The sequence below is a fragment of the Burkholderia sp. Bp8963 genome (assembly GCF_003854275.1).
Taxonomy (GTDB): Bacteria; Pseudomonadota; Gammaproteobacteria; order Burkholderiales; family Burkholderiaceae; genus Burkholderia.
This window is the reverse complement of sequence record NZ_QTQP01000030.1, coordinates 70,257-96,214: the sequence shown is the minus strand read 5'-3', so window position 1 is coordinate 96,214 and position 25,958 is coordinate 70,257. Positions and strand designations below refer to the sequence as shown.

The 25,958-nt window shown below is 64.5% G+C and carries 21 protein-coding genes and 2 pseudogenes; 11 read left to right on the top strand and 12 right to left on the bottom strand.

Annotated features, from left to right (window positions below; all coding sequences use genetic code 11):
• A pseudogene (locus DID96_RS23815) lies at positions 1 to 835 on the bottom strand (type III glutamate--ammonia ligase); the annotation flags it as partial.
• Positions 836 to 1,082: 247 nt separating this feature from the next.
• On the opposite strand from DID96_RS23815, the gene DID96_RS23810 reads away from it, so the two are divergent.
• Positions 1,083 to 1,685 carry a helix-turn-helix domain-containing protein gene (locus DID96_RS23810; protein ID WP_124601706.1) on the top strand — a complete coding sequence of 201 codons (603 nt, stop codon included), beginning with the start codon at positions 1,083 to 1,085 and terminating at the stop codon, positions 1,683 to 1,685.
• A 212-nt stretch (positions 1,686 to 1,897) separates the two neighbouring features.
• On the opposite strand, the gene DID96_RS39425 is transcribed toward DID96_RS23810, so the two are convergent.
• Both DID96_RS39425 and DID96_RS23800 read right to left on the bottom strand, forming a co-directional pair.
• Positions 1,898 to 2,134, bottom strand: a complete 237-nt coding sequence (locus tag DID96_RS39425; protein ID WP_311767766.1) for a hypothetical protein — start codon at positions 2,132 to 2,134, stop codon at positions 1,898 to 1,900.
• A gap of 17 nt (positions 2,135 to 2,151) precedes the next feature.
• Positions 2,152 to 2,643 (bottom strand): LysR family transcriptional regulator substrate-binding protein, encoded by a 492-nt coding sequence (locus tag DID96_RS23800; protein ID WP_260463994.1) that lies wholly within the window; start codon positions 2,641 to 2,643, stop codon positions 2,152 to 2,154.
• On the opposite strand from DID96_RS23800, the pseudogene DID96_RS23795 reads away from it, so the two are divergent.
• Together DID96_RS23795 and DID96_RS23790 are read left to right on the top strand one after the other, a co-directional pair.
• Positions 2,602 to 2,733 (top strand): annotated as a pseudogene (locus DID96_RS23795) (4Fe-4S dicluster domain-containing protein); the annotation flags it as partial. The gene DID96_RS23800 and the pseudogene DID96_RS23795 overlap by 42 nt on opposite strands.
• A 281-nt stretch (positions 2,734 to 3,014) precedes the next feature.
• Entirely contained in the window at positions 3,015 to 4,703 is a 1,689-nt protein-coding gene (locus tag DID96_RS23790) for an APC family permease (RefSeq protein WP_185732341.1), read from the top strand.
• Between the two features lie 128 nt (positions 4,704 to 4,831).
• On the opposite strand, the gene DID96_RS23785 is transcribed toward DID96_RS23790, so the two are convergent.
• From DID96_RS23785 to DID96_RS23775, 3 genes are read right to left on the bottom strand one after another with little or no spacing between them, the layout of a single operon-like run.
• Positions 4,832 to 5,593 (bottom strand): PAS domain-containing protein, encoded by a 762-nt coding sequence (locus tag DID96_RS23785; protein ID WP_124601705.1) that lies wholly within the window; start codon positions 5,591 to 5,593, stop codon positions 4,832 to 4,834.
• On the bottom strand, positions 5,593 to 6,246 hold the full coding sequence (locus tag DID96_RS23780; protein WP_124601704.1) for a response regulator: 654 nt from the start codon (positions 6,244 to 6,246) through the stop codon (positions 5,593 to 5,595). Before DID96_RS23780 ends, DID96_RS23785 begins: the two co-directional genes overlap by 1 nt.
• On the bottom strand, positions 6,246 to 7,337 hold the full coding sequence (locus DID96_RS23775) for an ATP-binding protein (protein ID WP_221624604.1): 1,092 nt from the start codon (positions 7,335 to 7,337) through the stop codon (positions 6,246 to 6,248). Before DID96_RS23775 ends, DID96_RS23780 begins: the two co-directional genes overlap by 1 nt.
• A gap of 222 nt (positions 7,338 to 7,559) precedes the next feature.
• On the opposite strand from DID96_RS23775, the gene DID96_RS23770 reads away from it, so the two are divergent.
• From DID96_RS23770 to DID96_RS23735, 8 genes are all read left to right on the top strand, one after another.
• Positions 7,560 to 8,177 carry a dimethylamine monooxygenase subunit DmmA family protein gene (locus DID96_RS23770; protein ID WP_124601703.1) on the top strand — a complete coding sequence of 206 codons (618 nt, stop codon included), beginning with the start codon at positions 7,560 to 7,562 and terminating at the stop codon, positions 8,175 to 8,177.
• The gene (locus DID96_RS23765; RefSeq protein WP_124601702.1) at positions 8,174 to 9,109 is read left to right on the top strand and encodes a PDR/VanB family oxidoreductase; all 936 of its coding nucleotides are present in this window, start codon (positions 8,174 to 8,176) and stop codon (positions 9,107 to 9,109) included. The genes DID96_RS23770 and DID96_RS23765 overlap by 4 nt, the downstream gene beginning before the upstream one ends.
• A 10-nt stretch (positions 9,110 to 9,119) precedes the next feature.
• A complete protein-coding gene (locus tag DID96_RS23760; RefSeq protein ID WP_124601701.1) occupies positions 9,120 to 10,136 on the top strand; it encodes a DUF3445 domain-containing protein in 1,017 nt (338 codons plus the stop codon).
• 50 nt (positions 10,137 to 10,186) lie between these two features.
• Complete coding sequence (locus DID96_RS23755; RefSeq protein WP_124601700.1) at positions 10,187 to 11,317, top strand: aminomethyltransferase family protein; 1,131 nt, start codon at positions 10,187 to 10,189, stop codon at positions 11,315 to 11,317.
• Positions 11,318 to 11,399: 82 nt separating this feature from the next.
• A complete protein-coding gene (gene purU, locus DID96_RS23750; protein ID WP_260463993.1) occupies positions 11,400 to 12,257 on the top strand; it encodes a formyltetrahydrofolate deformylase in 858 nt (285 codons plus the stop codon).
• Positions 12,254 to 13,120: a bifunctional 5,10-methylenetetrahydrofolate dehydrogenase/5,10-methenyltetrahydrofolate cyclohydrolase gene (locus DID96_RS23745; protein ID WP_124601698.1), complete on the top strand. Its 867-nt coding sequence runs from the start codon at positions 12,254 to 12,256 to the stop codon at positions 13,118 to 13,120. Before purU ends, DID96_RS23745 begins: the two co-directional genes overlap by 4 nt.
• Before the next feature lie 49 nt (positions 13,121 to 13,169).
• Positions 13,170 to 14,540 carry an NAD(P)-binding domain-containing protein gene (locus DID96_RS23740; RefSeq protein WP_124601697.1) on the top strand — a complete coding sequence of 457 codons (1,371 nt, stop codon included), beginning with the start codon at positions 13,170 to 13,172 and terminating at the stop codon, positions 14,538 to 14,540.
• A gap of 114 nt (positions 14,541 to 14,654) precedes the next feature.
• A complete protein-coding gene (locus DID96_RS23735) occupies positions 14,655 to 17,003 on the top strand; it encodes a DUF1989 domain-containing protein (RefSeq protein WP_185732340.1) in 2,349 nt (782 codons plus the stop codon).
• A 39-nt stretch (positions 17,004 to 17,042) separates the two neighbouring features.
• On the opposite strand, the gene DID96_RS23730 is transcribed toward DID96_RS23735, so the two are convergent.
• The 6 genes from DID96_RS23730 to DID96_RS23705 form a co-directional block, all read right to left on the bottom strand.
• Positions 17,043 to 17,954, bottom strand: a complete 912-nt coding sequence (locus DID96_RS23730; RefSeq protein WP_124601696.1) for a 4Fe-4S dicluster domain-containing protein — start codon at positions 17,952 to 17,954, stop codon at positions 17,043 to 17,045.
• Positions 17,955 to 17,964: 10 nt separating this feature from the next.
• A complete protein-coding gene (locus tag DID96_RS23725; RefSeq protein ID WP_124601695.1) occupies positions 17,965 to 20,943 on the bottom strand; it encodes a molybdopterin-dependent oxidoreductase in 2,979 nt (992 codons plus the stop codon).
• Positions 20,944 to 21,052: 109 nt separating this feature from the next.
• Complete coding sequence (locus DID96_RS23720; protein ID WP_124601694.1) at positions 21,053 to 21,967, bottom strand: VOC family protein; 915 nt, start codon at positions 21,965 to 21,967, stop codon at positions 21,053 to 21,055.
• Between the two features lie 77 nt (positions 21,968 to 22,044).
• A complete protein-coding gene (locus tag DID96_RS23715; protein WP_124601693.1) occupies positions 22,045 to 22,749 on the bottom strand; it encodes an OmpW family protein in 705 nt (234 codons plus the stop codon).
• Positions 22,750 to 23,012: 263 nt separating this feature from the next.
• Entirely contained in the window at positions 23,013 to 25,004 is a 1,992-nt protein-coding gene (locus DID96_RS23710; RefSeq protein ID WP_124601692.1) for an acyl-CoA synthetase, read from the bottom strand.
• Positions 25,001 to 25,957 carry a fumarylacetoacetate hydrolase family protein gene (locus DID96_RS23705; RefSeq protein ID WP_124601691.1) on the bottom strand — a complete coding sequence of 319 codons (957 nt, stop codon included), beginning with the start codon at positions 25,955 to 25,957 and terminating at the stop codon, positions 25,001 to 25,003. Before DID96_RS23705 ends, DID96_RS23710 begins: the two co-directional genes overlap by 4 nt.
• Position 25,958 lies beyond the last annotated feature (1 nt).

Here is a 25,958-nt window from a genome sequence, read left to right as displayed (position 1 = left end):
CGGCGTCGTCGGCGAACAGGTTGCGCTTGCCGTCGCCGATCGACATGTGCATGTGCATGCCGTTGCCCGGGCGGTTCGCGAACGGCTTCGGCATGAACGAGCAGATCATCCCGAGTTCGTTCGCGATCTCCGACGCGGCCATTTTGAAGAACACGTAGTGATCGCACGACGTCAGGCAATCGGTGTACGTGTAGTTGATCTCGAACTGCCCGTTCGCATCCTCGTGGTCGATCTGGTAGACGTCGATGCCGACCGCGCGCAGCGATTCGGTGAGCTTTTCCAGGAACACGCGCGTGCGCGACAGGCCCTTGTAGTCGTAGCACGGCTTCGCGAGCGTGTCGCTCGGGTCGCACGGCTCGAGCGTGCCGGACGCCGAGCGCTTGAGCAGCGAGAACTCGGGTTCGAGGCCGGTAAAGAGCGTCCAGCCGCGCTCCGTCATGCGCGCGACCTGCTTCTTCAGCGTCACGCGCGAATCGAAGGCCCACGGCGCGCCGCCCACGTGGCCGTCGCAGACGATCCGCGCGAGCCCCGGTTGCCAGGGCACCGGCGTCAACGTCGCGAGTTCGCCGACCGCCATGTAGTCGGGCCCGTTCGGCTCGATGCCGACACCCCAGATCGCAAAGCCGGCAAAGCCCGCGCCTGCCGTCAACACGCTCTCCAGGTGGGCGACCGGCACCGACTTCGCCTTGGCCACACCGTGGATGTCGACGAATTGCGCGAGCACGTACTTCACGCCCTGCTGCGTGAGATACGCCTGCGCCTCCGCCGCGGAGGCGAAGCGCGGCACGCTTCCGAGCGCGTTGACCGGCAACTTGCTCGCATCGTTCAGGTTCATCGTCACTCCTTGCAACTGCATCGTTTGCTGGTTTGAGAAATCCGCTCGACGCGCGAGGGACCCGGCTGCGATTCATCGGCACGCACAGCCCGGGGTGAGCTGCGACCGTGTCCGCAGTACATGGCGGAATTTATTAACGTGCAACAATAATTCCTGTCATGAAACTCGTTGCCCGCGCACCGGCGCGTCCCGCCATGCCGGTGTGCGCACTGCAATCTGCTACCCTTGCCCTTTTACGAGGTCGACGATGCACCCCGCAGACGACAGCAAGACACCGCTCGAACGCTACCTCGGCGCGACGATCCGCGAGCTTCGCCAGCACCACGGCCTGACCATCGCGCAGGTCGCGCAACAGGCCGGCATCAGCCGCGGCATGCTCTCGAAGATCGAGAACGCGCAGACGTCAACCGGTCTCGACGTGCTCCACCGGATCGCGCAGGCGCTCGGCGTATCCATCTCGACGCTGTTCCGCAACTTCGACGTCCCGCAAGGCGGCGCCCAGCTCGTGAAGAAAGGCGCCGGCATGGAGGTCGTCCGCAAGGGCACGAAGAGCGGCCACACCTACCATCTGCTCGCCTACGACCAGGGGCCGCGCAAGCTCTTCGAACCGTTCCTGATCACGATGGAGGACGAAGCCGAGCGCTTTCCCGTGTTCGAACATCCCGGCACCGAGTTCATCCACATGCTCAAAGGCGTGATCGAGTACCGGCACGGCCAGCAAACCTACGTGCTGCATCCGGGCGACACGCTGACGTTCCGCGCCGATATCCCGCACGGCCCCGAACGCCTGATCAAGACGCCGATCCAGTTCCTGTCGATCTTCGTCTACGGACAGACCGCCGAAGAATGAGCGCAGCGTCGCCACAGATAACGCAAACTTCGTGCCATGTTTATCTGCAGGAATCAAAGATTCCCATAGATAAACACTTGTGGCGGAGTCGGGCCGGTTGTTCAGCGGTGTCATGCGTGGTGCCTGCCTGTCGACGGTGCGGTTCCGTGCCGAATGCGGTGCAGCGTCGCACTGAAACGGGAACCGCGGTTACGAAGATCTATCAGTCATGCTTATGCTGCTGCCGGCAGCGACGCGAGCGCGTCCAGCGCGCCGTCGATCATCCGGCGCAGCGGCGGCTGCGCGCACCGCGTCGTAGTCGAACGAGTGGGATGCCAGTCGGTATCGGCGAGCGTCAGTGCGTCGTCGCGATACATGTCGCGCAGCGATTCGGGAATCTCCGTGCCGAGGTGCGGAATCGAGATCATCAGCGGCGCGTCACCGCATTGCAGCGTATTGAAGTCGCTCACTCAGGGCTCCATTTGAATCAAAGCAATGCGTCGTCAGGCAGTTGCGGCGGGCTGCGCGCGAGCGCGGGCCGGATCGAGCGCTCGACCACGGTTCGCGTCAGCGCGACGATCTCGCCGACGAAGTCTTCCCACTCGCCCTGCCGGTGCAACAGGAAGAAATCCCGCCGGCCGAGCCGCCCGGACGGCAACGGGATCACGGCGATCTCGCCGAGGTAATGGCGCGCCTGCCACAGACACAGCGGTGTCGAGATCGCAAAGCCGAGGCGCGCGGTCACGAGACTCAGCAGCGGGTCCGTCGCATCGAATTCGAAGCGTCTCGGACTGTCGATGCCGAGGTGACGCGCGAAGCGCTCCACCTGCTGGCCGATCACCGACCGCGCCGTGTAGCGGATCAGCGGCAGCTCGCCAGCAAGCGCGCGCCAGTCGAGCGTCGGCCGGCCCGCCAGATGGCTGCGCGCGACGACTGCAACGAAGACCGCTTGCAGATCAACGCGCAGAACTGCGTGCACTGCAAGACCTGCGGCATCAAGGACCCGACGCAGAACATCGTGTGGGTCACGCCGGAAGGCGGTGGCGGGCCGAATTATCCGAACATGTGATGGCGCGTAGGCGACGAACGTTTCGCAGGCTCGCGCGCCATGCATCACCCGCCACGCTCCTCGATTCATTTTCTTCGTCGACCAAACCAAGCGCGCGCCGCTTCGTCTGCACATGTGCAAGGTCCGCGCATGCGCCGCATCGCGCGCTGACATCTCGCCTCCGTCGCTGCGTCCTGCCGACTCTCTCTCCGAAGGAGTACCTCTTCATGAGAGTTGCTGGCGCGTTATTGGCCGACGATCGTTGATCGCATCGTACTCAACCCGACTTGACGGAGATCCCGATGAGTTCCCTCCCTGACAGCGCACAGGCGGATTTCCCCGCCGCGCATGCCGATACGGCCGGACTTCAGCGCAAGATCAGCTGGACCGGCGCCTTCTGGGTCGCGAGCGGCGTGCCCGCGCTCGTGCTCTTCTCGATCGGCTCCATCGCGGCCACCGTCGGCAAGCCATCGTGGATCGTATGGATGATCTCGATCATGTTCGGTTTCGTCCAGGCGTTTTCTTACGCGGAGATTGCAGGACTCTTTCCGCACAAGTCGGGCGGTGCATCGGTCTACGGCGCGATCGCGTGGGTGCGGTACAGCAAGCTGCTCGCCCCGCTATCCGTGTGGTGCAACTGGTTCGCGTGGTCGCCGGTGCTTGCGATCGGCTCGGGCATGGGCGCGGGCTACGTGCTGAACATGCTGTTCCCGGCGACGGCCGCGATCAACACCTGGCAGATCACGCTGTTCGATCTCGGCTGGCTCGCGAGCGGCCTGTCGCTGCGTATCAACGCAACCTTCGTGATCGGCGCGATCATCCTGCTCACCACCTTCGCGGTCCAGCATCGCGGGATCCTGCAGGCCGCGAAGCTCCAGATGATTCTCGCGATCGCCGCGCTGCTGCCGTTGCTGCTCGTCGGCCTGTATCCGATCCTGAGCGGCGACCTGCCCAAGTCGCACTTGCTGCCGCTCTACCCGCTCGCGAAGGACGCAGCCGGCCGCGTGATCGACGGCACGTGGAATCTTGCGGGCCTGCAGCTGATGGCGGGCGGCCTCTTCATCGCCGCCTGGTCGACCTACGGCTTCGAGACGGCAGTCTGCTACACGCGCGAGTTTCGCGATCCGCGCCGCGACACGGTGAAGGCCATCGTCTATTCCGGCCTGCTGTGCCTCGTGTTCTTCACGATGGTCCCGCTCGCGTTCCAGGGCGCGCTGGGCCTCGGCCAGCTCGTCACGCCCGAAGTGAAGGATGCGGCCGGCAACGTCACGCAGGCCGCGGTGTACGACGGCGTGCTGTCGCCGGGCATCTTCAGCGGCATGGGCGTCGCCGAAGCGATGACGCAGATCGTCCACGTCGGCAACTGGGGCGAGTACATCCTGAAACCGATGCTGGTGTTCGCGCTGGTGCTCGCGATCATGACGTCGATGGCCGGATCGTCGCGCACGCTGTACCAGGCATCGGTCGACGGCTGGCTGCCGAAATACCTGTCGCACGTGAACGAGAACGGCGCGCCGACCCGCGCGATGTGGACCGATCTCGGCTTCAACCTGTTTCTGCTGCTGATGTCCGACTACACCGTCGTGCTCGCGATGTCGAACGTCGGGTACATCATCTTCAACTTCCTCAACCTGAACGCGGCCTGGATCCACCGCCTCGACCGGGCGAACTGGACACGCCCGTTCCGGGCGCCGCGCTGGCTGCTCGCGCTCGGCGCGCTGCTGTCGTTCGTCAACCTCGCGCTGATGGGATTCGGCGCCGATGTTTGGGGCAAGGGCACGCTGGTCTCGGGCCTCGTGTTCGCCGCGCTGATCCTGCCGGTGTTCGTCTGGCGGCACTACGTGACCGACAAGGGCCGCTTCCCGGACCAGATGCTGGACGACATGGCGCTGTCCGGCGGCGAACAGCCGCGCAAGGCGGGCTACCTGCCGTACCTGACGCTGCTGCTCGGCGTGGCGGTCGTCATCGCGACGCACTGGATCGCGCCGTAAGCGCGATCGCGGTCGCGCGCAGCTTGAAGCGACGCCCGATTCGCGGCCGGGCGTCGCGTTTTCTCTCAGGCATTCCGCGCGCGACGCCGCCCGCCGCCCGCCGCCCGCCGCGCGAGCGTGCGGCCGACTCAGACGCCAGGTCGATCGCCAGGCCGCGCTTCGAAGATCGCGCCCTCGACACCCAGCACCTCGCCGCTTGCCGAATAGATCCCGACGCCGGTTTCCCACACCGGCTTGATCCGTCCGTCGGCGCACCGGATCCGATACTGCAGATCGAATACGCCGCGCACCGCCAACGCCTGCTGAACGCCCATCCACACGTAATCGGTATCGTCGGGCACGATGAGTTGCCCGAACGCATGCGCGTGCCCGTCGAGAAACCACTGTCGCGGATAGCCGGTCAATCCCTCGCATCCGGCACTCACGTACTCCATCGTCCACAGCCGGTTGTTGCGGCCACGGTAGACGAGGCCGGGAATGCTGTCGACCAGCCCCTCGACGCTTCTCAGGTGAGCCTGCGTCGCCGTCTCGCGCCGCCGGTCGAGCGTCACGTCGGACAGCGCGACGGATGATCCGTCGGCATTTCTTTTCAACGAAACCTCGAACCAGCGCAGTTCGCCATCCGGGCGCACGCAGCGCAGACGCTCGCGGACCCCGCCGCGCGAGATCGCCAACGAACGCTGCAGCATGCCGATCCAGATGTCCCGGTCTTCCGGATGCACGTAGTCGATGAAGCACCGGCCGGCCGCGGGCCTTTCCATCGCGTCGGTCCACGCGACGTTGAAGGCGGCGATCCGTCCCGCGCCGTCGAGCTTCAGCAGCGCGAGCGGGCAATCGTCCGCGTCGAACGCGCTGCCCAATCGGTGCGTCACGAGCGTGTCGTCGGTCATCACGCCGCCCGTTCGCGGTTCGACGCGCCGATCGCGCGCCGGTGCACCGATGCCGCCAGCTCGAGCCGCGTTCGCGCGTCCAGTTTCCGCAGCAGGTTCTTCACGTAGACCTTCACCGTGCCCTCGCTGATGCCGAGCACGCGCGCGATCTGCTTGTTGCTCATGCCGTCGGCGATGAGCGTCAGCGTCTGCGTTTCGCGTGCGGTCAGGTCGGCCGGCCGTGCGTCGGCATGCGCCACCGCGACGCCGTCTTCGTCGGCGAGCTCGTCGTCGAGCACCACGAGCCCCCGCATGCAACTGCGCACGTAGGCGAGCAGCGCTTGCGGCTCCGAATCCTTCAGCACGTAGCCGTCGGCGCCGAGCCGCACCGCCGCGCGCAGCTCCTCGCGATCCATCGATGCCGTCAGCAGCACCTTCACGCAATCGGCTTCCTTGCGCCTGAGGCCGTCGAGCACCTGGAGCCCGCCGAGCCCCGGCATGTGCAGGTCGATCAGCACCAGCTCAGGCCGCAGCATGCCCACGAGCGAAATCCCCTGTGCGCCGTTCGACGATTCGCCGACCACGCGAAATTCCCCGGTCGCACTGAAAAATTCGGCCACGCCGCGGCGAAACAGCGGGTGGTCGTCGATCAACAGCAGCGTCGTCGGTTCCATCAGATCGTTTCTCCGAATATCGCGCCTTCCGGCACGAACAGCGCCACGCTCGTCCCGCCGAACGCGCCGCGCTCGATCGCGATGCGCCCGCCGATCGCCGCCGCGCGTTCGCGCAGGATGTCGAGGCCATAGTGATTCACGTCGGTCGCTCCCTCGCCGAGCCCGATTCCGTCGTCGACGACGGAGACCTGCAAACCTTCGCGGTCGGTCCGTAGCGCGATCCACGCATGCCCCGCCTGCGCATGACGCACGACGTTCGACAGCGCCTCGCGCACGATTTGCAGGATATGCAGCGCGATGCGCGGATCGACCCGCAGGTCGGGCACGCGATTGTCGAGCTCGAACACGACATCGCACCGGCGCGAGAACTCCGCGACCGAATCGGCCAGCGCCTGCTGCAGCGAGCGTCCGTCGAGCGTGAGCCGCGCGCTGGTGATGAGCTCGCGCACCTGGCGCTGCAGGCGCGTCGTCATCGTGCGCAGTTCGGTCAGCAGCGGATTGCCGGTGACGTCCTGCTGCTGCAGGCGAGCCACCAGAAACGACATGAAGCCCAGCTGCTGCGCGACCGAGTCGTGCAACTCGCGTGTCAATGCCTCCGACGGGTTCGCGGAGTCTGGCCCGTGCGCATCGGCCGGCTCGCGACGCGTCAGCGCCGCGCGGATCGTGCCCGCGATGACGTCGAGGTCCGCTAGCAGCGTCGGCTCGGCCGGCAATGCGATGTCCAGCACCAGCACCGCGTCGCCGATCGCACGCACCGCGCGCCCGTGGCCGGTCCCAACGCAGTCCGGACACAGCTCGCACGCACCGTCGCTTGCCGCGTGCCTGAGCTTGCAGCGATGCCCCTGCGTGCATCGCACCAGCGTGTCCGGCGTGGATTCGTAGCCCGCGGCGCCATCGAGCGCGAGCACGACGCGTGCGTCCGGCAGTTCGCGCGCGAGCCCCGTATAGAACGCATGAAACACAGCGTGGCGCGGCGCACCGGTGACGCATCCAGTCAGCAACGCGAGCAGCGCATCGCGAAAGCGCGTCGGCAACGACGCGCCGCCCGAGGGCGGCATGCATCTGTCGGTCAGGCTGTCGTCGGGAGTCACGATCGTTCGGTGCAGGCAAACCAGGATCGAAATACGACGCAAGTTCCATGCCTCTCGGCGCTTTCGTGTGCGCTACCTCTTAGGTCATACCTCCTCTTCAGGATTGAACGGCAATTACTGGCAAGAAACTATGTTGAACAGCAGGAACGCAACATGACGCAGCGACTGTCGCCGGGCGTACGCCCATTCGTGATGCAAACGCCCCATTTTGGGAGTCGATCGATGCACTCAATTGAACCGCTCGCAACCAGTAGCCGAACGCGCGAACCACAAGCGGCGCACACGCCGTTCGTGCCGCCGAGCCTACCGCAATACGCGCCGTTGCAGCCCTGCTCCGTCGCCCGCTCGCATATCGTGGTCGCGCAAGGCAAGGCGCTCGACGCGGTGCGTGCGCTCGTCGATGGCCTCGCCGGGCTGCCGGGCGCCGCGCTGCTCGTCACGCTCGGCAATCTGCAGGCAACCGGCCTGCCGACCGTGTTCCACGCATCACTCGACGCGCTCGAGGACGACGTATGCCGCAGGCTGAATGAAAGCGCCGTCGGCGTGCGTCTGTATGTGTGTGGCGACGAGGCGTTCGTGTGGCAGATCCGGCGCGTCGCGCAGGCGGCCGGCATGCGGCCGGACGAGGTGGTCGCGACCGTGTCCGGCATGCGGCGCACCGTGTACTGCGTGCATTGCGGGACCTCGCATGCGCATGACGGGCACGATGCACGCGACGAGGTCACCTGCCCGTCATGCGATGTCCGCCTGAGTGTCCGCCAGCATTTCTCCGCGCGGCTCGGCGCCTATCTCGGCGTCTGCGCGGATGCCGACCGGCCCTACGCGGGAGACCAAGCATGAGCCTGCTCGACGTTCGCGTGGCCGAGGCCCGCATGCTCACGCCCGTCGTGCGCGAACTGGCGCTGACGGCGGTCGACGGCGCCCTTCCGGTCTTCTCGTCCGGCAGCCACGTGCAGGTCGTGCTGAACGATGGCGCCCGCACCTATCGCAACGCCTACTCGCTGGCGGGCGATCCGGCCGAACGGAATGTCTATCGGATCGCGGTCCGGCGGCAGGCGTCGTCACGCGGTGGCTCCGCATTCGTGCACGACCGTCTGGACCCCGGCGCGCGCTTGCGCATCACTGCTCCGGCGAACCTGTTCGCATTGAACGCCACTGCGCGCCATCACGTTCTCGTCGCGGGCGGCATCGGCATCACGCCGTTCATCGCGCATCTCGCGGAGCTGGAACGCCGGCAAGCGAGCCTCGAGTTGCACTATGCGTACCGCATGGGCCAGACGGATGCCTATCGCGCGGCACTCGACGCGCGGCTCGGCGCGCGCTTTCACGGCTATGACGGCGTGCAGGCCCGCTTCGATGCGATCGCGATGCTCGAGAGGCAGCCGCTTGGCACGCACGTCTATGTGTGTGGCCCCGAACGCCTGCTGCGCGCGGTGCGCGACGCGGCCGCCGCGCTCGGCTGGCCTGCCGGCCGCGTGCACTGGGAAGCCTTCGTGGCGCCGGCGCCGGGCCAGCCGTTCACGGCCGAGCTGCGGCGCAGCGGCCGCCGCATCGCGGTCGGTGCCGACCAGAGCCTGCTGGAGGCACTCGAATCGGCCGGCATCGACGTGCCCAATCTGTGCCGCGGCGGCGCATGCGGCCAGTGCGCGACGCGCTATCTCGACGGCGCGGTCGAGCATCGCGACGCGTTCCTCGACGCCGACGCGCGCGCGACCCATCTGATGCCCTGCGTGTCGCGCGCGTGCGGCGGCGCATTGACCCTCGACCTGTGAGACCCGTGTCATGAGCGTATTCATCAAGCCCGCGCAGACGTATCGCGACGACTTCTCGTTCCGCAACAGCCCGGCGGCGATCGCGCGCTTTCCGTTTCCGTTCGCCGAGGACCGGTACATGTATTCGGTCAACCTCGAACCCGCGACGCCGCGCGATCCCGGCTCGGTCTACGCGCACTGCTTCGACATCGACGAGCACTACCGTTCCGAGATCGCCGAACGTGCGCGCGTGCTCGACGCCGAGCCGCGCCGTGCGATCGTGATGCCGCACATGGAGACCGCGTCGTGGGACACGCTGGAGTTGGTCATGACGCATCTGGCGCACGACTATCCGGAGTGGTTCGCGCTCGAGCGCGACGACGATCGCTGGCGATGGCAAAACCGCGCGCTCGACCTCGAACAGACCTTCGTGTTCGGCGACGCGCGCACGCTGCCGTACGGCCCGCTGGAATACATCATGCGGCAGACGCAAGGCGACATCGCGCTGCTCGACCAGCGCGACGGCGACCTGTACATGGACGCCGGCGTCGTCACGGGCCCGGCCGACTGGTCGCTCGCATTCGATGCCGGGATGAGCTTCAGGCAATGGCATGCGCCGGTGCCGCTCGCGCACCAGGCGGGCGTATTCGACCGCGCGCTGAAATACCTGCTCGCCGTGCAGGTCGGGCAACCCGTGCGCCGCCTGAACTGGACGCTGACCATCCATCCGCGCCTCGACACGTCGCCCGAAACCTATCACCTGTGGGGCGCGGACCGCGGGCGCGTGACGCCCGACAACGTCGGCGAGGCTGTGCATCTGCGCGTCGAGCTGCAATTGATGGCGCGGCTGCCGCGCAGCAACGCGCTGATGTTCGGCATCCGCACCTACCTCTGCAGCATGGCCGACCTCGTCGGCAATCCGGTCTGGGCGCGCCGGCTGCACCGCGTGCTGCGCGACCTGCCCGAGCCGATCGCCGAATACAAGGGCATGTCCCGCTACCGGCACACGCTCGTCGAGTGGCTCAGCCAGTTCGACGTCGACGCCTGACCCGGCGCTTTTTTCGTGATCGACCTTCACTTTCGTATGGAGCATTCAAGATGGCGAACTCCTGGCGCATCTCCGCCCTGGCGGACCGGCATCGCGCACTCGGCTCGAATCTCGAGGACTGGAACGGCATGGGCACCGCATGGACCTATTCGACCGACCTCGCCGACCACCACGAGGCCATTCGCACCCGCGCCGGCCTGATGGACGTATCGGGGCTGAAGAAGGTGCACTACGTCGGCCCGCACGCCGAAAGCCTGCTGAACTGGGCGACGACGCGCGACATCGGCAAGCTGTATCCGGGCAAGTCGGTGTACGCGACGATGCTCGACGAGCGCGGCAAGTTCATCGACGACTGCATCGTCTACCGGACGGGCCCCAACGCGTTCATGGTCGTCCACGGCGCGGGCGCGGGGTACGAGCGCCTCGTGCGCTCCGCGTACGGCCGGCAGGTCGCCGTGCTGTTCGACGACGACCTGCACGACCTGTCGCTGCAAGGGCCCGTCGCGGTCGATTTCCTCGCCGAATACGTGCCGGACATCCGCAACCTGCCTTACTTCCACCACATTCAGACGCGCCTGTTCGGGCGGCCGGTGATGATCTCGCGTACCGGCTACACCGGCGAGCGCGGCTACGAGATCTTCTGCAAGGCCGCCGACGCGCCGCTGATCTGGGACGCGATCCTCGAGAAAGGCCGGGCGATGGGCATCGTCCCATGCGCGTTCACCGCGCTCGACTGGCTGCGCGTCGAGAGCTCCCTGCTGTTCTACCCGTACGACAACTCCGAGATGTACCCGTTTGCCGACGAACGCGCAGGCGACACGCTGTGGGAGCTCGGCCTCGATTTCACGGTGTCGCCCGGCAAGACCGAATTCTGCGGCGCTGCCGAGCATGTCCGGCTGGCTGGCAAGGAGCGGTTCCGGATCTTCGGCGTCGAGCTCGAGGCCACGAAGGCCGCGCAGGCTGCCGACACGCTATGGCGCGACGGCAAACAGGTCGGCGTGATCACGTGCGCGATGGTCTCGCGGCTGACGGGGCGCTCGCTCGCGATCGCCCGCCTCGACGTCGAACATGCCCACGCTGGCGCGCCGCTCGTCGTGAAGGGCAGCATCGAGACGCGCGCGACCGCCGCGCTGCTGCCGTTCGACGATCCCGAGAAGACGAAGCGCACCGCCATCGGCTGATGCCATGACGACCGCGCGTGACCACACGCCACGGTGGCGGCCGGCCTTTCCCGCATTCCGATCCGTTTCGAGGACACACGACGTGAATTCGAACTACATCCTGACGATCAGCTGCCCGGCCACGTCCGGCATCGTCGCTGCCGTCACCTCTCAGCTCGCCGCATCGAACTGCTACATCAGCGAACTGGCGCAGTACGACGACGAGGTCAGCGGCACGTTCTTCATGCGTGCCGTGTTCCGCTTCAACGCCGGTGCGAGCGGCAACGTCGAGCAGCTGCAGCGCGATTTCGGCAGCGTCGCCCGCGACTTCTCGATGCAGTGGCAACTGAAAAGCGCCGGCGATCCGATGAAGGTCCTGCTGATGGTGAGCAAGTTCGACCACTGCCTGTCCGACCTGCTGTACCGCTTCCGCAAGGGCGAGCTGCGCATGCAGATCACCGCGGTCGTGTCGAACCATCTCGACCTGCGGCCGATGGCCGAGCGCGAGGGCATCCGCTTCATCTACCTGCCGATCACGCCGGACACCAAGGCGCGGCAGGAGGCGGAGCTGCTGCGCATCGTCGACGAAACCGACACCGAGCTCGTCGTGCTGGCCCGCTACATGCAGATCCTGTCGAACGACCTGTGCGAGCGGCTTTCCGGCCGTGCGATCAATATCCACCACTCGTTCCTGCCGGGGTTCAAGGGCGCGAAGCCGTACCACCAGGCATTCGAGCGCGGCGTGAAGCTGATCGGCGCGACCGCGCACTACGTGACGTCCGACCTCGACGAAGGGCCGATCATCGAGCAGGAGGTGCAGCGCGTCGACCACGTGCTGCAACCGGACGATCTCGTGTCGATCGGACGCGACACCGAGACGGTCGCGCTGTCGCGCGCGGTCAAGTACCACACCGAGCACCGTGTGTTCCTGAACCAGAGCCGCACGGTGATCTTCAAATGAGCGGCGCGACGCTCATCAACGGCAAGGCGATCGCCGACGCGCTGCTGGAATCCGTCAGGCAGGACGTCGCGCGGCTGCGCGCGGAAGGCGTGATGCCCGGCCTCGCGGTCGTGCTCGTCGGCGACGATCCGGCAAGCCACATCTACGTGCGCAACAAGATCCTGCGCGCGCAGCAGGTCGGGATCCGTTCGATCGAGCACCGACTGCCCGCCGACAGCGCAGCGCCCACCTTGCTCGCGCTCGTCGCCGAACTGAACGCCGACCCCGACGTACACGGGATTCTCGTGCAGATGCCGCTGCCCGCGCAGCTCGACGCCGCGGCCGTGATCGATGCGATCGATCCGCGCAAGGACGTCGATGGTTTCCATCGCGAGAACGTCGGCGGGCTCGCGCTCGGCCAGGACGTGCTCGTGCCGTGCACGCCGTCGGGCTGCCTGCACCTGCTGCGGGAGATCGTCGGCGATCTGCGCGGCAAGCATGCGGTCGTCGTCGGGCGCTCGAACATCGTCGGCAAGCCGATGGCGGCGCTACTGCTCCAGTGCGACTGCTCGGTGACGACCGTCCACTCGCGCAGCGCGAATGCCGCGGAACTGTGCCGCCAGGCGGACATCGTCGTCGCGGCGGCAGGCAAGCCGGGGCTCGTCGATGCGGGCTGGATCAAGCCGGGCGCGGTCGTCGTGGACGTCGGCATCAACCGGATCGAATCCGGTGGCGCGACGCGGCTCGTCGGCGATGTGGACCACGACAGCGTGTCGCGCGTCGCCGGTGCATTGACGCCCGTTCCGGGCGGCGTCGGGCCGATGACGATCGCCTTCCTGATGAAGAACACCGCGCGCGCGGCGCGGCGGCAACGCGCGACGTGACGTACGTCCGCGCCCGAATGGCTAATCACTTCCAACGAGGTAGAACGCGATGACACAACGTGTTGCAATCATCGGTGCGGGCCCGTCGGGCATGGCCCAGCTTCGCGCCTTCCAGTCGGCCCAGGCGAAGGGCGCGGACATCCCGCAACTCGTCTGCTTCGAAAAGCAGCGCGACTGGGGCGGCATGTGGAACTATACGTGGCGCACCGGCACCGACGAATTCGGCGAGCCCGTCCACGGCAGCATGTACCGCTATCTGTGGTCGAACGGCCCGAAGGAATGCCTGGAGTTCGCCGACTACACGTTCGAGGAGCACTTCGGCAAGCCGATCGCGTCCTATCCGCCGCGCGAAGTGCTGTGGGACTACATCAAGGGACGCGTCGAGAAGGCCGGCGTCCGTCCATACATCCGGTTCGGCACCGTCGTGCGCCAGATCGCGTTCGACGACGCCAGCGGCCGCTTCACCGTGACCGTGCACGATCTCGACAAGGACGTCGTGTATGCGGAAGACTTCGACTATGTCGTGAACGCATGCGGCCATTTCTCGACGCCGAACCTGCCGAGCTTTCCCGGCTTCGACAGTTTCGGCGGACGCATCCTGCACGCGCACGATTTTCGCGATGCGCTCGAATTCAAGGACAAGGACATCCTGCTCGTCGGCAGCAGCTATTCGGCCGAGGACATCGGGTCGCAATGCTACAAGTACGGCGCGCGCAGCATCACGAGCTGCTATCGCACCGCGCCGATGGGTTATCACTGGCCGGCGAACTGGGAAGAAAAGCCGTTGCTCGAGCGCGTTCGCGGCAACGTCGCGTTTTTTGCCGACGGCACCAGCAAGAAGATCGACGCGATCATCCTCTGCACCGGATACCAGCACCATTTCCCGTTCCTGCCCGACAGCCTGCGGCTGAAGACGAACAACCGGCTCTGGCCGCTCGACCTGTACAAGGGCATCTTCTGGGAGCGCAATCCGAAACTGATCTATCTCGGCATGCAGGACCTCTGGTACTCGTTCAACATGTTCGACGCGCAAGCCTGGTACGCACGCGACGTGATCCTCGGCCGCATCGCGCTGCCCGGTTTCGACGCGATGCACGCAGACAGCCTCGCGTGGCGTGCGCGCGAGGAATCGCTGGTCACCAACCAGCAGATGTTCGAGTACCAAGGCAGCTATATCCAGGACCTGATCGATGCGACCGACTATCCGAACTTCGACATCGCCGGCGTCAATCGCACGTTCCTCGCGTGGAAGCACGACAAGCACGAGGACATCATGGGCTATCGCGACAAGTCCTATCGCTCGCTGATGACCGGCACCCAGTCGCCGCCGCATCACACGCCCTGGCTCGACGCGCTCGACGATTCGATGGACGCGTACCTCGGCGAGCGGGCGCCCGAGCCGCGCGTGCGCGCAGGCTGACCGTCGCGCCGAGTTGCGGCGCCCGGCTGTGCTCCGGGCGCCGCGACACAAGCCGTGTCATTCGCGGCCACGCGCATCGCGAGCCGCGCCCGTCCATCCATGCAAGGAACGTCCATGCTTATTCGTCCGCCGTCCGTATCGCGGCCGCACGAACCCGCGTTGTCCGGCCATGCGGCCGGCCGCGAACGCCATCGCGTCGCCGGTTCGGGGCTCGCCGCCGTCATGCTCGATGCCGGCGACACGCTGCAGGTGATCGATGTCGAGGGCCGGCAGCGGGCCGAACTGCTCGCATTGCGCGTGCATGACGGCGGCAGCGCGCTTGCCGCGCTCGACCTGACGCCCGACGATGGCGCGCGCTTCATCGCCGAATGCCTGAACGGCGGTTTCGCCGCACAACGGGATATCACGACCCTGTTCGAACGACACGGACTGACGGGCGCGCCGTTGCCGGCCGGAGCAATCCTCTGGTCCGGCGACACCCATGCCGGCTGCGCACGCACGTTCGTCGCGACGGAGCCGCTCGTCGCGATTGTCGCGGCACCCGGCGGCCCCGTGCCCGTCGACCGGGCCGGCCGGCCGGCGACGGAACTGCACCTGTCCGTCGTCCGCGCACGAAAGTCCGCTGCCACGGAGACGAGTGTGCCGCTCGCCGATCCGCTCGCCGATTTTGTGATCCGTCCAGGCACCGCCGTCGCTTACACGGTGGCGGCCGGCGAGTACATCCAGATCGTCGACGTCGATGGCAGGCAATGCTCCGATTTCGTCGCATTCGATCTCGACGCGCTCGGCCGCCATCAGGAAGTCGGCATCGATCCGACTGTCACGCGCACGCTGAATGGCCATGCGTATCCGCTGCCCGGTCTGTATGCACGATTCTTCGACCAGCTCATGCAGCCGATGCTGGAAGTCGTGCACGACACCGTCGGCCGGCACGACACGTTCGCGCTCGCGTGCACGGCGCGCTATTACGAAACGCAGGGCTACCCGGGTCATCCGAACTGCAGCGACAACATCAGCGCGGCGCTCGCCGATTACGGCGTGGCCGCGCGTCCCGGCTGGCCGGCGATCAATTTCTTCTTCAATACCGCGATCGACGCGCACGGGCAGATGACGATCGATGAACCGTGGTCGCGCCCGGGCGACTACGTGCTGATGCGCGCGTTGAAGCCGCTGCTCTGCGTCAGCACGTCGTGCCCCGACGACATCGATCTCGCAAACGCGTGGCAACCGACCGACATCCGGATCCGAACCTACTCAAGCGAAGCGCGCTTCACCATGTCCACCGCTATCCGATCCACACCCGACGCCCTGCCCGTGCTGACGCGCCAATCGGGCTTCCACGCGCGCACGTCGGCGCTCACGCGACACTTCGTCGACTACCGCGGCTGGCACCTGCCGGCGCGGTTCGACGGCTATGGCGCGATCGACGAGTACTACGGCTGCCGCGAGCGCGCGGCGATCATCGATCTGTCCGCGTTGCGCAAGTTCGATGTCGTCGGTCCCGACGCCGAGGCCCTGCTGCAATACTGCCTGACGCGCGACGTGCGCAGGCTCGCGGTCGGCCAGGTCGTCTACTCGGCGATGTGCCATCCGCACGGCGGAATGCTCGACGATGGCACGCTGATGCGGCTCGGCCCCGACACGTTCCGCTGGATCTGCGGCGACGATTTCGCGGGTATCTGGCTGCGGGAGCAGGCGAACAGGCTCGGCATGAAGGCATGGATCAAGTCGTCGTCCGACCAGATCCACAATGTCGCGGTGCAAGGGCCGCGCAGCCGCGAGATCCTGCGCGCGCTGATCCGGACGCCCGCGACGCAACCGTCGCTCGACAGCCTCGGCTGGTTCCGCTTCCTGATCGGCCGCCTCGGCGGCGACGACGGCTGCCCCGTCATCGTCAGCAGGACCGGCTACACCGGCGAGCTCGGCTATGAGGTCTGGTGTCATCCGCGCGATACGCAGGCCGTATGGGATGCGATCTGGGCAGAAGGTCAACCGCACGGGCTCGTGCCGCTCGGACTCGAGGCGCTCGACCTGTTGCGGATCGAAGCCGGGCTCGTGTTCGCCGGATACGAATTCACCGACGAAACCGATCCGTTCGAGGCCGGCATCGGATTCAGCGTTCCGCTCAACACGAAGACCGACGACTTCGTCGGGCGGGACGCGCTGCTGCGCCGTAGCGCGCATCCGCATCGCCGGCTGGTCGGGCTGGAACTCGCCGGCAACGAACCGGCCCATCACGGCGATTGCGTGCACGACGGGCGGGCGCAGGTTGGTGTCGTCACGAGCGGCATGCGCTCGCCGATCCTCGGCATGAACATCGCACTCGCGCGAATCGACGTGTACCACGCGCAGCCTGGCGACGTGCTCCACGTCGGCAAGCTTGACGGCCAGCAGAAACGCATCGACGCGCGGGTGACTGCGCCCGTTTTTTACGATCCTCAAAAGGCGCGCGTTCGCAGCTAGCGCACGAACGCCCTTACGCATTGAGGCGAGACGAGTCCGTCACGATGTGACGGAACTGCGGCTCTCGGATAACACAGCCTGATGAAGTCCGTCATTTGCGATATTTCGTGAAGACCCAGCAAGGCTGATTTCGCCAAGGTAGACGCTTTCGCCTAATTCGCACTGGCGCGAAGCCTCCCCGTGTGCATGACGGATTTCGACTGTGTAGACGCCGCTGCCCTTCGCCAAGCCGCCAAGCCGGAAATCGCCGAAGCCGTCGGACACGGTTTTGGCCACCATGCGATCGCCGCCGTAAAGGGTCACTTCCGCACCCGCGACGCATTCGACCACATCGCCAATCTGCGCGCTCACGCTTCCTCCGATGAAGCAGGTGTCCCATCGCTCCAGCGCGCTGTACCACACGCGCGGCTTCGTCCCAAAGTCGGGATGCAGCACCCTGAGGCCCTCGCGCCGAGCCTTCTCGGCCATCGACTCGTCATCGAGCTTGACCGCTTCGAACACCTCGGTCGGGCACGACTGCTGACAACGCGGGTGTGACCAACCTTGATCGAGCAGATGCGCGTCGAAGATCCAGGTCTGCGGCAGTTGCAGTTCCTCGTTCCAGACGATTGCCTTGTACGGGCAGGACTTGACGATGTCCATGCGCCCTCGCGCCTTGTCCGGATCGATGATGACGATGCCGTCGGATCGCTTGTGGATCGCGTCGCCGCCGACGCGCATGCAGGGTGCGTCGTCGCAGTGATTGCACATCACCGGCAAGTACGTCGTTTCGACCATGTGGGACTCGCCCTGCACGCGGCGCAGGATGCGAATGGGGCTTTCGGCGCTGGCCGCGGCAGGCGCGGCGTACCCAGGAAAATCATTGCCGACATGCTCATCGCGCGCCGCGATGACGCAGTTCTGGCAGTTCTCGCATTGCCCGACCTTGATAACCAGATTCCATTTGCTCATCGTGTGCTCCTCACGCTGCGCGACGGATCAGGAAAGCATCCGCGCTTTTCCACTTTTCCACCTGCACAAGACATGAATTCGGACTCATGCTGCTGGTACCTGCCGTCTGGGGCCGATCCGGGGTCAGCAGGTTCATGCAACCGCCAATTTCGACGCACTCCCCGTCCATTTCGATCAACTGGAATTCAGCGCTCGCCTCGTATGACTTGACTACCCCGGCAGTGACCAGCGGCGATACATCAGCCGCGCAGATAACCGCACCGCGGTCGTTGTAGACCTTGACGAGATCGCGATGGGCAATGCCGCGGGCCGCAGCGTCGACGGCGCCGAGCCGCAGCAGCCAGAAGCGATGTCCGCCAATCAACGCACGATGATCTTCGATGCTGTTGACCGAGGAGTTCTTGCCGTCGCAGTGGGTGTGAAAACTGTAACGGCTATGCGTGGCGATCAGTTGCAGCGGATATCGCTGTGCCAGTGGAGAGCGCATGCCCTCCCAGGACGGGATGTATCGGTTCACCGCCGGCCGCTCCGGGTTGTCCGCTGTGTGCCGCTTCAGCAACTCGGGTACGAACTCGAGCTTGCCGCTGGGCGTCTGCAGGCCCATGCCGAATTTTTCGGCATATTGCGACGGCATCGGATGCGGCTCCTGCAGATCCTTGCGCCGGCCTTCCGCGAACCAGCGCATATCCACTGGATGTCGCAATTCCGGTTTTTCGGTCGGTACAACAAAGTAGCCTTTACGGCAGAACTCACGCCACGAAATGTGATCGGTCAAATCTGACGAGTCGAAAACCCGCTTGACCCAGTCCAGCTCCCCGCAGCCCTCGGTGAACACGCTGCCAAGTCCCAGACGGGTCAGAATAGCGGTGAAGATGTCATAGTCGGAGCGGGACTCGCCCAAAGGTTCGATGCACTTATGCTGCAGCGTAATCATGCGGTGATTGACCGTATTGAAGCCGTGATGCGCGTAGCCACCGGAATTCGACCATTCGCCGATGTCCCACCGCTCCAGCGACGTGCATGCAGGCAGAATGATGTCGGCGAACGTCGCCTCGCCTTCCATCCAGATCGACTGATTGACCACGAACTCGATGCTCGGGTGACGGTAAGCATCGGCCCAGCGCCCCGCTTTCGTGACCGTGCTGAAGGCAGAGCCGCCATAGCGATAGATCATGCGGATCGGCGAGTAACCGGGCATCGGATAACTGAACGGCGCGAACTGCGCTTCCTGGGACATGCCGTCCCAGAGGTAGCCTGTCGCGTGGCCGTTGATGATTGCATCGGGCAACTGCTGCCGCGGAACCATCTGCTTGACCGGATTCATCGTCAGGATGTGCGGCATGCGTTGATAGTTGTTCACGGCGTTCGCGGTCCACGCGAGCTCGCCCGACATCCCACCGTCCGCGTAGCCTGGAAAGTAGAAGTTCAGATCGTGCGGAACGCCGATTTCGAGGCAGCCGAAATTGACGCCCGGCTTGCCCCAACCCTGCATCGCCATCATCATGATCATGCAACGCGCCCATTGGGCCCCCGTCGCACCGCGTCCCGCCCCGCCAAATCCCGCGCCCGTCATTCCGACGGCGAGATACACCTTCTTCTTCCCCCACCGCCGCGCCAGGGCTCGGACGTCCTTGGCCGGCACGCCGGTTTCCAGCGCCTGCCATTCGGGTGTTTTGGGCACGCCATCCGTCTCGCCCGTCAGGTAGGCCCGCCATTCGTCGAACCCGGTCGTCCGGTTAGCGACGTAATCCTTGTCGTACAGGTCCTCCATCAGCCATACATACATGATGGCAGTGGCGAGGGCCGCGTCCGTTTGCGGTCGGACCGGAACCCATCGCCCACCCAGCAACTGGGCAGTCGGATTGCAGTGCGGATCGATATGGACGAACTCGATTCCCAGTTCCTTTGCCCAAAGACGCCGCGGCGTACCTTCGAATCCGGCATAGGCGCCATTCGTGCTTTCCGGGTCGCTAGACCAGAAAACGATCATTTCGGCCTCCTTCAGGCAATCCTCGATTCCGCCATAGCCGGACGGCACGCCAACGCGCATCGAGTTGCCGAAGTGATGCATGGCGCCCCAGTACCAACCTTCCCAGCTGTCCGGATTGGCGGCCACCCGTGTGAAGCCGATCAGGTTGGCAAAACGCGTCAACGCGCTGAGGTAGTAGCCGATATTGCCCCACTGGTGGTGCGACGACATGGGGAACGTTATGGAGCCCGGGCCGTGAACACGCTTTTGCCGGTTGATCTCTTTCGCGACGATGTCCAACGCCTCGTCCCAGCTGATCGGCACATAGGCAGACTTGCCACGGTTTTGCGGATTGCGCTCGCCGTCCGGGTCGAAATCGACTCGCTTCATCGGGTGAAGGATGCGCTTGTCCGAATAGACGAGCGACTTGATCGCCAATGCGTGCGGCGCGACGAGGCCGCGCCGTGGCGGGCTGAAACGGCGCCCGCGCGCCTCGATCTCCCAGCTCGGGGCGTCCTTGCCGTCGAGATCGACAGGCGTCACGCGAATGATGCGTCCATTTTTCACGTACACGAATAAAGGGCCGCCGTTGGTGCACGTGGTGTAGCGCTGCGTGCCGTCGCGCATGGGCGTACCCATCGGCAGGCTGATGGTTTGCATCATGCTCAGCGTTTGCATGAACCACACCAGCAACGCATCGTCGCCTTCAGTAACCACCTTGAAATTTTTCGCCGCATGGATGATTTCCAGGTAGTCCGGACTGGCGGAGAGAAATTTCAGGGCGGTGGCCACGTCCTTGAACAGCATGCGCACGTCGGGCTTCGGATGCCTGCCGGCACACGACCGGATGCGGCCGTTCTTGAACTTGATGACGCGACCAATGCTTTGATCCATGAGCCCGATCCACGCGACGAGATCGCGCTCCTTTAGCCGATCGCGATAGGCAGGGAAGCGGCGTGCCGTCAGGTCGAGGACCTTGGGCATCGCAAAGAGAATGGTCTTGAGGATCTGTCGTTTCACTTTTTGATCCAATCAGAAGGCTGCGCAGGTGCAAGCATCAGGGCATTACGGACCGCCTCCCCCGAGCGGGCAAGCCGCTCAGGCGGGCGCGGTCATGTCTGGTGGTGGTTCAAAGACCCGGGAAAGCCGGGCCCCATTGCAACAATGTTTCTCGTCCGAACGGATAGCTCAGGGGCGGCGAGTCGCTGTTGACGAGGTCGCCGTCCACGTAATGCTCCATGTGGAAGCCGGCGGGATCGGTCCAGTAATCGAAAATCTGGCTGCCGTGGAAATGCCGGCCGATGCCCCAGCGGTGCGTGTAGCCTTTATCGGCCATGACCATGTGACCGATGCCCACGTCATCGATATCGCGACATTCGAAGGAGGCGTGGTCCAGGCCCACCGCCTTGCCGCCGACAATGGCCAGTGTGTGGTGATCGGTCCATGTCGCGCCTGTTTCCAGGTGCATGAAGGCGGCCACGACACGATTCTCGTCACCCTGGTAGATCAGTTCCGACGGCTGCATGCCGAGGGTTTCGCCATACCACGAGATCAATCCCTGCGGGTCCGGCGAGAAGACGGCCACATGGCCAAGCCGCTGAATGTGCGACGGGCCGAAGGCCGGGCGCTGGAAATGGCCCAGCCGGTTCCTCGCATGGGCGTCATTCCACACGATCGGAGCGCCGCCCGACGGAACGACTGGGAGACGTTCGGCGCCGAACACGAACTCCAGCCGACGGCCATCGGGATCGGCCCCCACCGTGTACAGGCCTCCGCCCGGATGCGGGCAATCGGTCACGGGCGAGTCAAAGCGTGCCGCCAACGTATCGAGCGCCTCGCGCGAGCTCACGCGGAACCCGACACCAACAAACGCGGCCTCGCCTTGCGTCGAGACGTAGGAGAAAGGCGCGTCCCCGTAGCTGCGCAGATAAAGCGTGTCGGCGCCTTGTTGCAGATCCAGCAAACCGTAGTCGACCATGAAGTTGCGGACGGCAGCCAGGTCCGGGTGGCGAAAAATAACGTATTCGATGTCTTCGATGAGCATAAAAAAACCTGGCGAATGAAGCGTTGGCGGCACGATCCGGCGCCGGAATTAGCGTCAGGAAACGCTGGTCGTCCGCGCTAGAACGTATAGCCGACGTTCAGAAAGACGTTAATGGGTTCGATCCGGAGCGTCGACCTGGAAACGATCTGCGTTCCGGTTGCGGTCTGTCCGTATATGGTCATGTGCGTCTTGAGCGGGATGTAGCCGACAGACGCTCCGACCGACCAATGTTTGGAAATCGCGTAACTTGCCCCGACATCGAACACCGGGTTCCACGATGCACTGAGCGTAGCGCGTATCGATCCGCCAGGACCAACGCTATCGGTGATGAACTGGCGGTTGGTGGCGCGAACCTGGGTGAACCACGTATAGGTCACGCCCAATCCGATGAAAGGACGAAATTTCGACTGAGCGTCAAACAGGTGATATCGAAGCTCGACGGCGGGCGGCATTGGCCTCGTCGTGCCGAGGGTGCCATACTTCGCGAGCGTCCCCTCGCCGTTCAGATTGACTGTTAGTGGCAGGCCAATGAGTGTGGCGATCCCGAGGTTGTCAGTCACGTAGTACTCGGTGTTGATGCCGAGCGTATCCGTTGACGACGCGTGTGCACCAGTGCCCGGTAACTGCTGATTGACCGCAACACCACCCGCGCTCTCCACGGTGAGCGGCGTGGCATTACCCTGTGGTGCTACGTGAAGCCACCCCGTCGACAGGGTAAAGCTTCCGGCCGACTGGGCATTCGCATTTCCAGCAAGCGCAGCCGAACAGATAAAACCCGCCATAACGACAGGCCGAACATTTCTCCTGTAATTCCTCACGCGTCTTCTCCTGCCTCATCGGCTAAATAACTTTTTATCGTGTGCACCGCTTTAACGATCTGTCCATTGATATGGATCGTCGGATCGGCCCTCGTATCTTTGGACCGATTCCAGAAATCATCTCCTTATCTTATGTAGTCGTACTAAATTCAACGATATGGCTTATCCGGATCCCTGCTTTGCTTCCGGCCTCCACCGTGTATCGAGCCCTCAACCTCGAACGTCTGTTACTTCGTTTTGCCTTTCTGCGCAGTCCTGCTCCCGGAACTCGCCATGACAGCGATCGAGAACGCGAACGGAAAGCGTCCAAGCGCGGAAGTCGCCGATGATTCGAGTTCAGCGTCGGGAAGTTCGACGTGAACTGAAATCCCGCGCAAGGCGTCTTCAACGATGCTGACGGTTGCGCCCTCGACGCCAGCTTCCGCGAGCGCCGACCGCAGGGCATCTACGGTTTCGATCCGCTTCAGCGCGGGTTTGAAGATCTTGCCGACCCCCGTCAACGGCATCGTTTCAACGATCCGTATGCCTTTGGGGAACGCAGCTCGCTCGCTGATCTCGTCACGCAGGAACGCTGCCATTTCTGCTTCATTTGCCGTTATGCCCGGCTTCAGCTGGACATAGGCGACCGGCAGTTCGCCTGCATGCATGTCAGGCCGCCCTACTGCCGCAGCAATCTGCACTGCGGGATGTCGGTGCAGCGCTTCTTCGATCGCTGCTGGATCGATGTTGTGTCCGCCACGAATGATCAGCTCCTTCTTTCGGCCCGTGAGCCAGAAGTAACCGTCTGCGTCGCAGCGTCCGAGATCGCCTGTATTGAGCCATCTGCCGCCATCAGCCAGATCCATCCAGATGCCGCTGTTTTGCTCCGGCCGCACATAGCCGATGAACACGTTCGGACCGGAGATCACCAGTTGGCCAACCTCGTCCTCAACACAGTCCCGCACATAACGGCCCGTTTCATCGACCATCACGGCTTTCATGGCCTGGCCCGGAAGACGAAGGCCAATCGAGCCGGCCCGCCGCTCGCCGAGCGGCGGATTGACGCTGCTGATGCAGGTACCTTCCGTGAGGCCGTAGCCTTCGAGGATCCTGATTCCGGTTCGCGCCTGGAAAGCACGCAGCAATTCCACCGGCATCGGCGCAGCACCGCACAACCCGTATTCGAGCGAACTGATGTCTCGGCCGTCAACGGGCACGTCCAGCAGCGAGCCATAGAGGGTCGGCACGCCGCTGAAAAAGTTGATCCGGTAATGCGCGACGATGTCCCAGAAGCGTTTGACGACGCCTTCTCCGCGATAACCTTGCGGCGTGCCCACCACGACATGCGCACCGCGTGAAAACGGCAGCAGTCCCGTCACCATCACGGCATTGACGTGGAAAAGCGGCAATCCGCAGAAGATCGTCTTGCCCGGGCCAACGCTTTCACCGAGGAATTGTCCGGCGCTCCATGCATTGGCCACCTCGTTGCCGTGCCGGCGCATCGCGATCTTTGGCAGGCCTGTGGTGCCGCCCGTGCCGAAGCAGGACGATACGTCGTCCCTGTTCATCCGGTGTGGGGTGCAGAGCACCGTGCCCGGCTCCCGTGCGACTGCCTCGCCGAAGTCGTGGATGGCGACGTGCGAAGGAACCGCGCCTCGCACCCCTTCCTCGCCGTGCAACCTCGAGCATTCGCCGCGCTGGAGCATTCGGGCCGCAAATCGCTGTTCGCCCGGCACATGGTCGGCGAGGTTTACCAGCACGACATGCTTGAGCGACGCAACCTTGTGCAAGACCGCCTGCACTTTCGGCCACAGATCCGTGCCGGGATACGGCGCCAGTGTGACAATCACGCTGGCGCCTGAGGCATTGAGCAGCTCGCCGATCGCGTCGCTTTCGAGCAGTGGATTGATCGCGCAGACAATGCCGACCGCCTCGCCTCCCCAGATCACAAAGTGCGTTTCGGGTAGATTCGGCAATACATAGGCGATGACCGTGTCTCGCTGTACATCCAGTCGCGACAACATGTTCGCAGTGCGCGTGATGTCGCGCACCAGTTCGCTGTAAGTCCAGCGCTCCGGGTTCGCGTAGTCGTCCGTGGTTGCGAAGAACGAAAGCGCGGGTGCCGATGGATTGATGGCGGCGCCCCGGCAGATCATTTCGTAGGTGCTCGACGGAAGATCCGCCCGTTGCCCCTGCGATTCGATAGCGAGGACATCCTGCTCGTTTGCGACGCCTTTCATGCGGCCTCTGCGACGACGACGTTGCGCTGGGTGCCAAGATCGATCGAGCCATCCTGGCTGACGATACGTGCTTCGACCACATCGCCATCCTGAAGGTACTGCGGTCGATCCGCTTGCAAGGCGAGGAAAAGACGCCATTTCTCCGCTTCGGGCAGGTGTGCCGCGGCGCGTTGCTTTTCCGGCGACGGAATGATCAGCGCGCAACCGGACGGCGTACCCGTTGCGAGCAAGTCACCGGCATGCAGGTCGTGAACGCCGGACAACTCGGTCAATGTCTCTGCCGGGCCGTAGACAAGACCCGAAGTGGAATCGTTCTGTCGAACCTTTCCGTTGACGGTCAGCGTCAGCACGAGGTCTTTCAGCTTCGGCATGTCATGCTTTTCGAGCAGGCAAAGGTACGGACCGACAGGGCCAAACGTACGATAGCTCTTGCCCTTGTAGAACTGCATCTGTGGAATCTGGATGTCGCGCGCAGAGTAGTCGTTGACGATCACGGCGCCGGCAATGAAATCGTGCAGGTTCTCGTCAGTAACCGCTTCGCGGGACGTGATGTCGCGTTTGAGGACAAGACCGAGCTCGATCTCATAGTCGAGAAACCGTACCTCATGTGGCTTCACCAGTTTCGAGTCAGCAGCGACGATGCAGCTCGCGGCCTTCGTGAAGATCATGTTGAACTTCTTGACATCCGGGTCCATGCCGGATTCGATCATGTGCTGGCGATAATTCGCACCCTGGCAGATGAACTGCTGATTCGCCGTGACAGGCGAGAGCCATTGCACGGTCGACTCGGGAATCGTCGGACCGTCGAGTTCGAGCAGGCGCTCAATCGGATTCGCGGCGATAAATTCCGCCGTCGTTGCGAATTCGCCGGGAATAGGCGTGATGGCGCCGTTTCGTACCACGCCCCAACGAGCGTGGCCTTCGTGCCGATAATGCAAAACATGCAGTGACATG

Coding starts and splice junctions, on each gene's coding strand:
- DID96_RS23810 (WP_124601706.1), top strand. CDS start 1,083: ATGCACCCCGCAGACGACAGCAAGACACCGCTCGAACGCTACCTCGGC.
- DID96_RS23790 (WP_185732341.1), top strand. CDS start 3,015: ATGAGTTCCCTCCCTGACAGCGCACAGGCGGATTTCCCCGCCGCGCAT.
- DID96_RS23785 (WP_124601705.1), bottom strand. CDS start 5,593: ATGACCGACGACACGCTCGTGACGCACCGATTGGGCAGCGCGTTCGAC.
- DID96_RS23780 (WP_124601704.1), bottom strand. CDS start 6,246: ATGGAACCGACGACGCTGCTGTTGATCGACGACCACCCGCTGTTTCGC.
- DID96_RS23770 (WP_124601703.1), top strand. CDS start 7,560: ATGCACTCAATTGAACCGCTCGCAACCAGTAGCCGAACGCGCGAACCA.
- DID96_RS23765 (WP_124601702.1), top strand. CDS start 8,174: ATGAGCCTGCTCGACGTTCGCGTGGCCGAGGCCCGCATGCTCACGCCC.
- DID96_RS23760 (WP_124601701.1), top strand. CDS start 9,120: ATGAGCGTATTCATCAAGCCCGCGCAGACGTATCGCGACGACTTCTCG.
- DID96_RS23755 (WP_124601700.1), top strand. CDS start 10,187: ATGGCGAACTCCTGGCGCATCTCCGCCCTGGCGGACCGGCATCGCGCA.
- DID96_RS23745 (WP_124601698.1), top strand. CDS start 12,254: ATGAGCGGCGCGACGCTCATCAACGGCAAGGCGATCGCCGACGCGCTG.
- DID96_RS23740 (WP_124601697.1), top strand. CDS start 13,170: ATGACACAACGTGTTGCAATCATCGGTGCGGGCCCGTCGGGCATGGCC.
- DID96_RS23735 (WP_185732340.1), top strand. CDS start 14,655: ATGCTTATTCGTCCGCCGTCCGTATCGCGGCCGCACGAACCCGCGTTG.
- DID96_RS23730 (WP_124601696.1), bottom strand. CDS start 17,954: ATGAGCAAATGGAATCTGGTTATCAAGGTCGGGCAATGCGAGAACTGC.
- DID96_RS23720 (WP_124601694.1), bottom strand. CDS start 21,967: ATGCTCATCGAAGACATCGAATACGTTATTTTTCGCCACCCGGACCTG.
- DID96_RS23715 (WP_124601693.1), bottom strand. CDS start 22,749: ATGGCGGGTTTTATCTGTTCGGCTGCGCTTGCTGGAAATGCGAATGCC.
- DID96_RS23710 (WP_124601692.1), bottom strand. CDS start 25,004: ATGAAAGGCGTCGCAAACGAGCAGGATGTCCTCGCTATCGAATCGCAG.
- DID96_RS23705 (WP_124601691.1), bottom strand. CDS start 25,957: ATGTCACTGCATGTTTTGCATTATCGGCACGAAGGCCACGCTCGTTGG.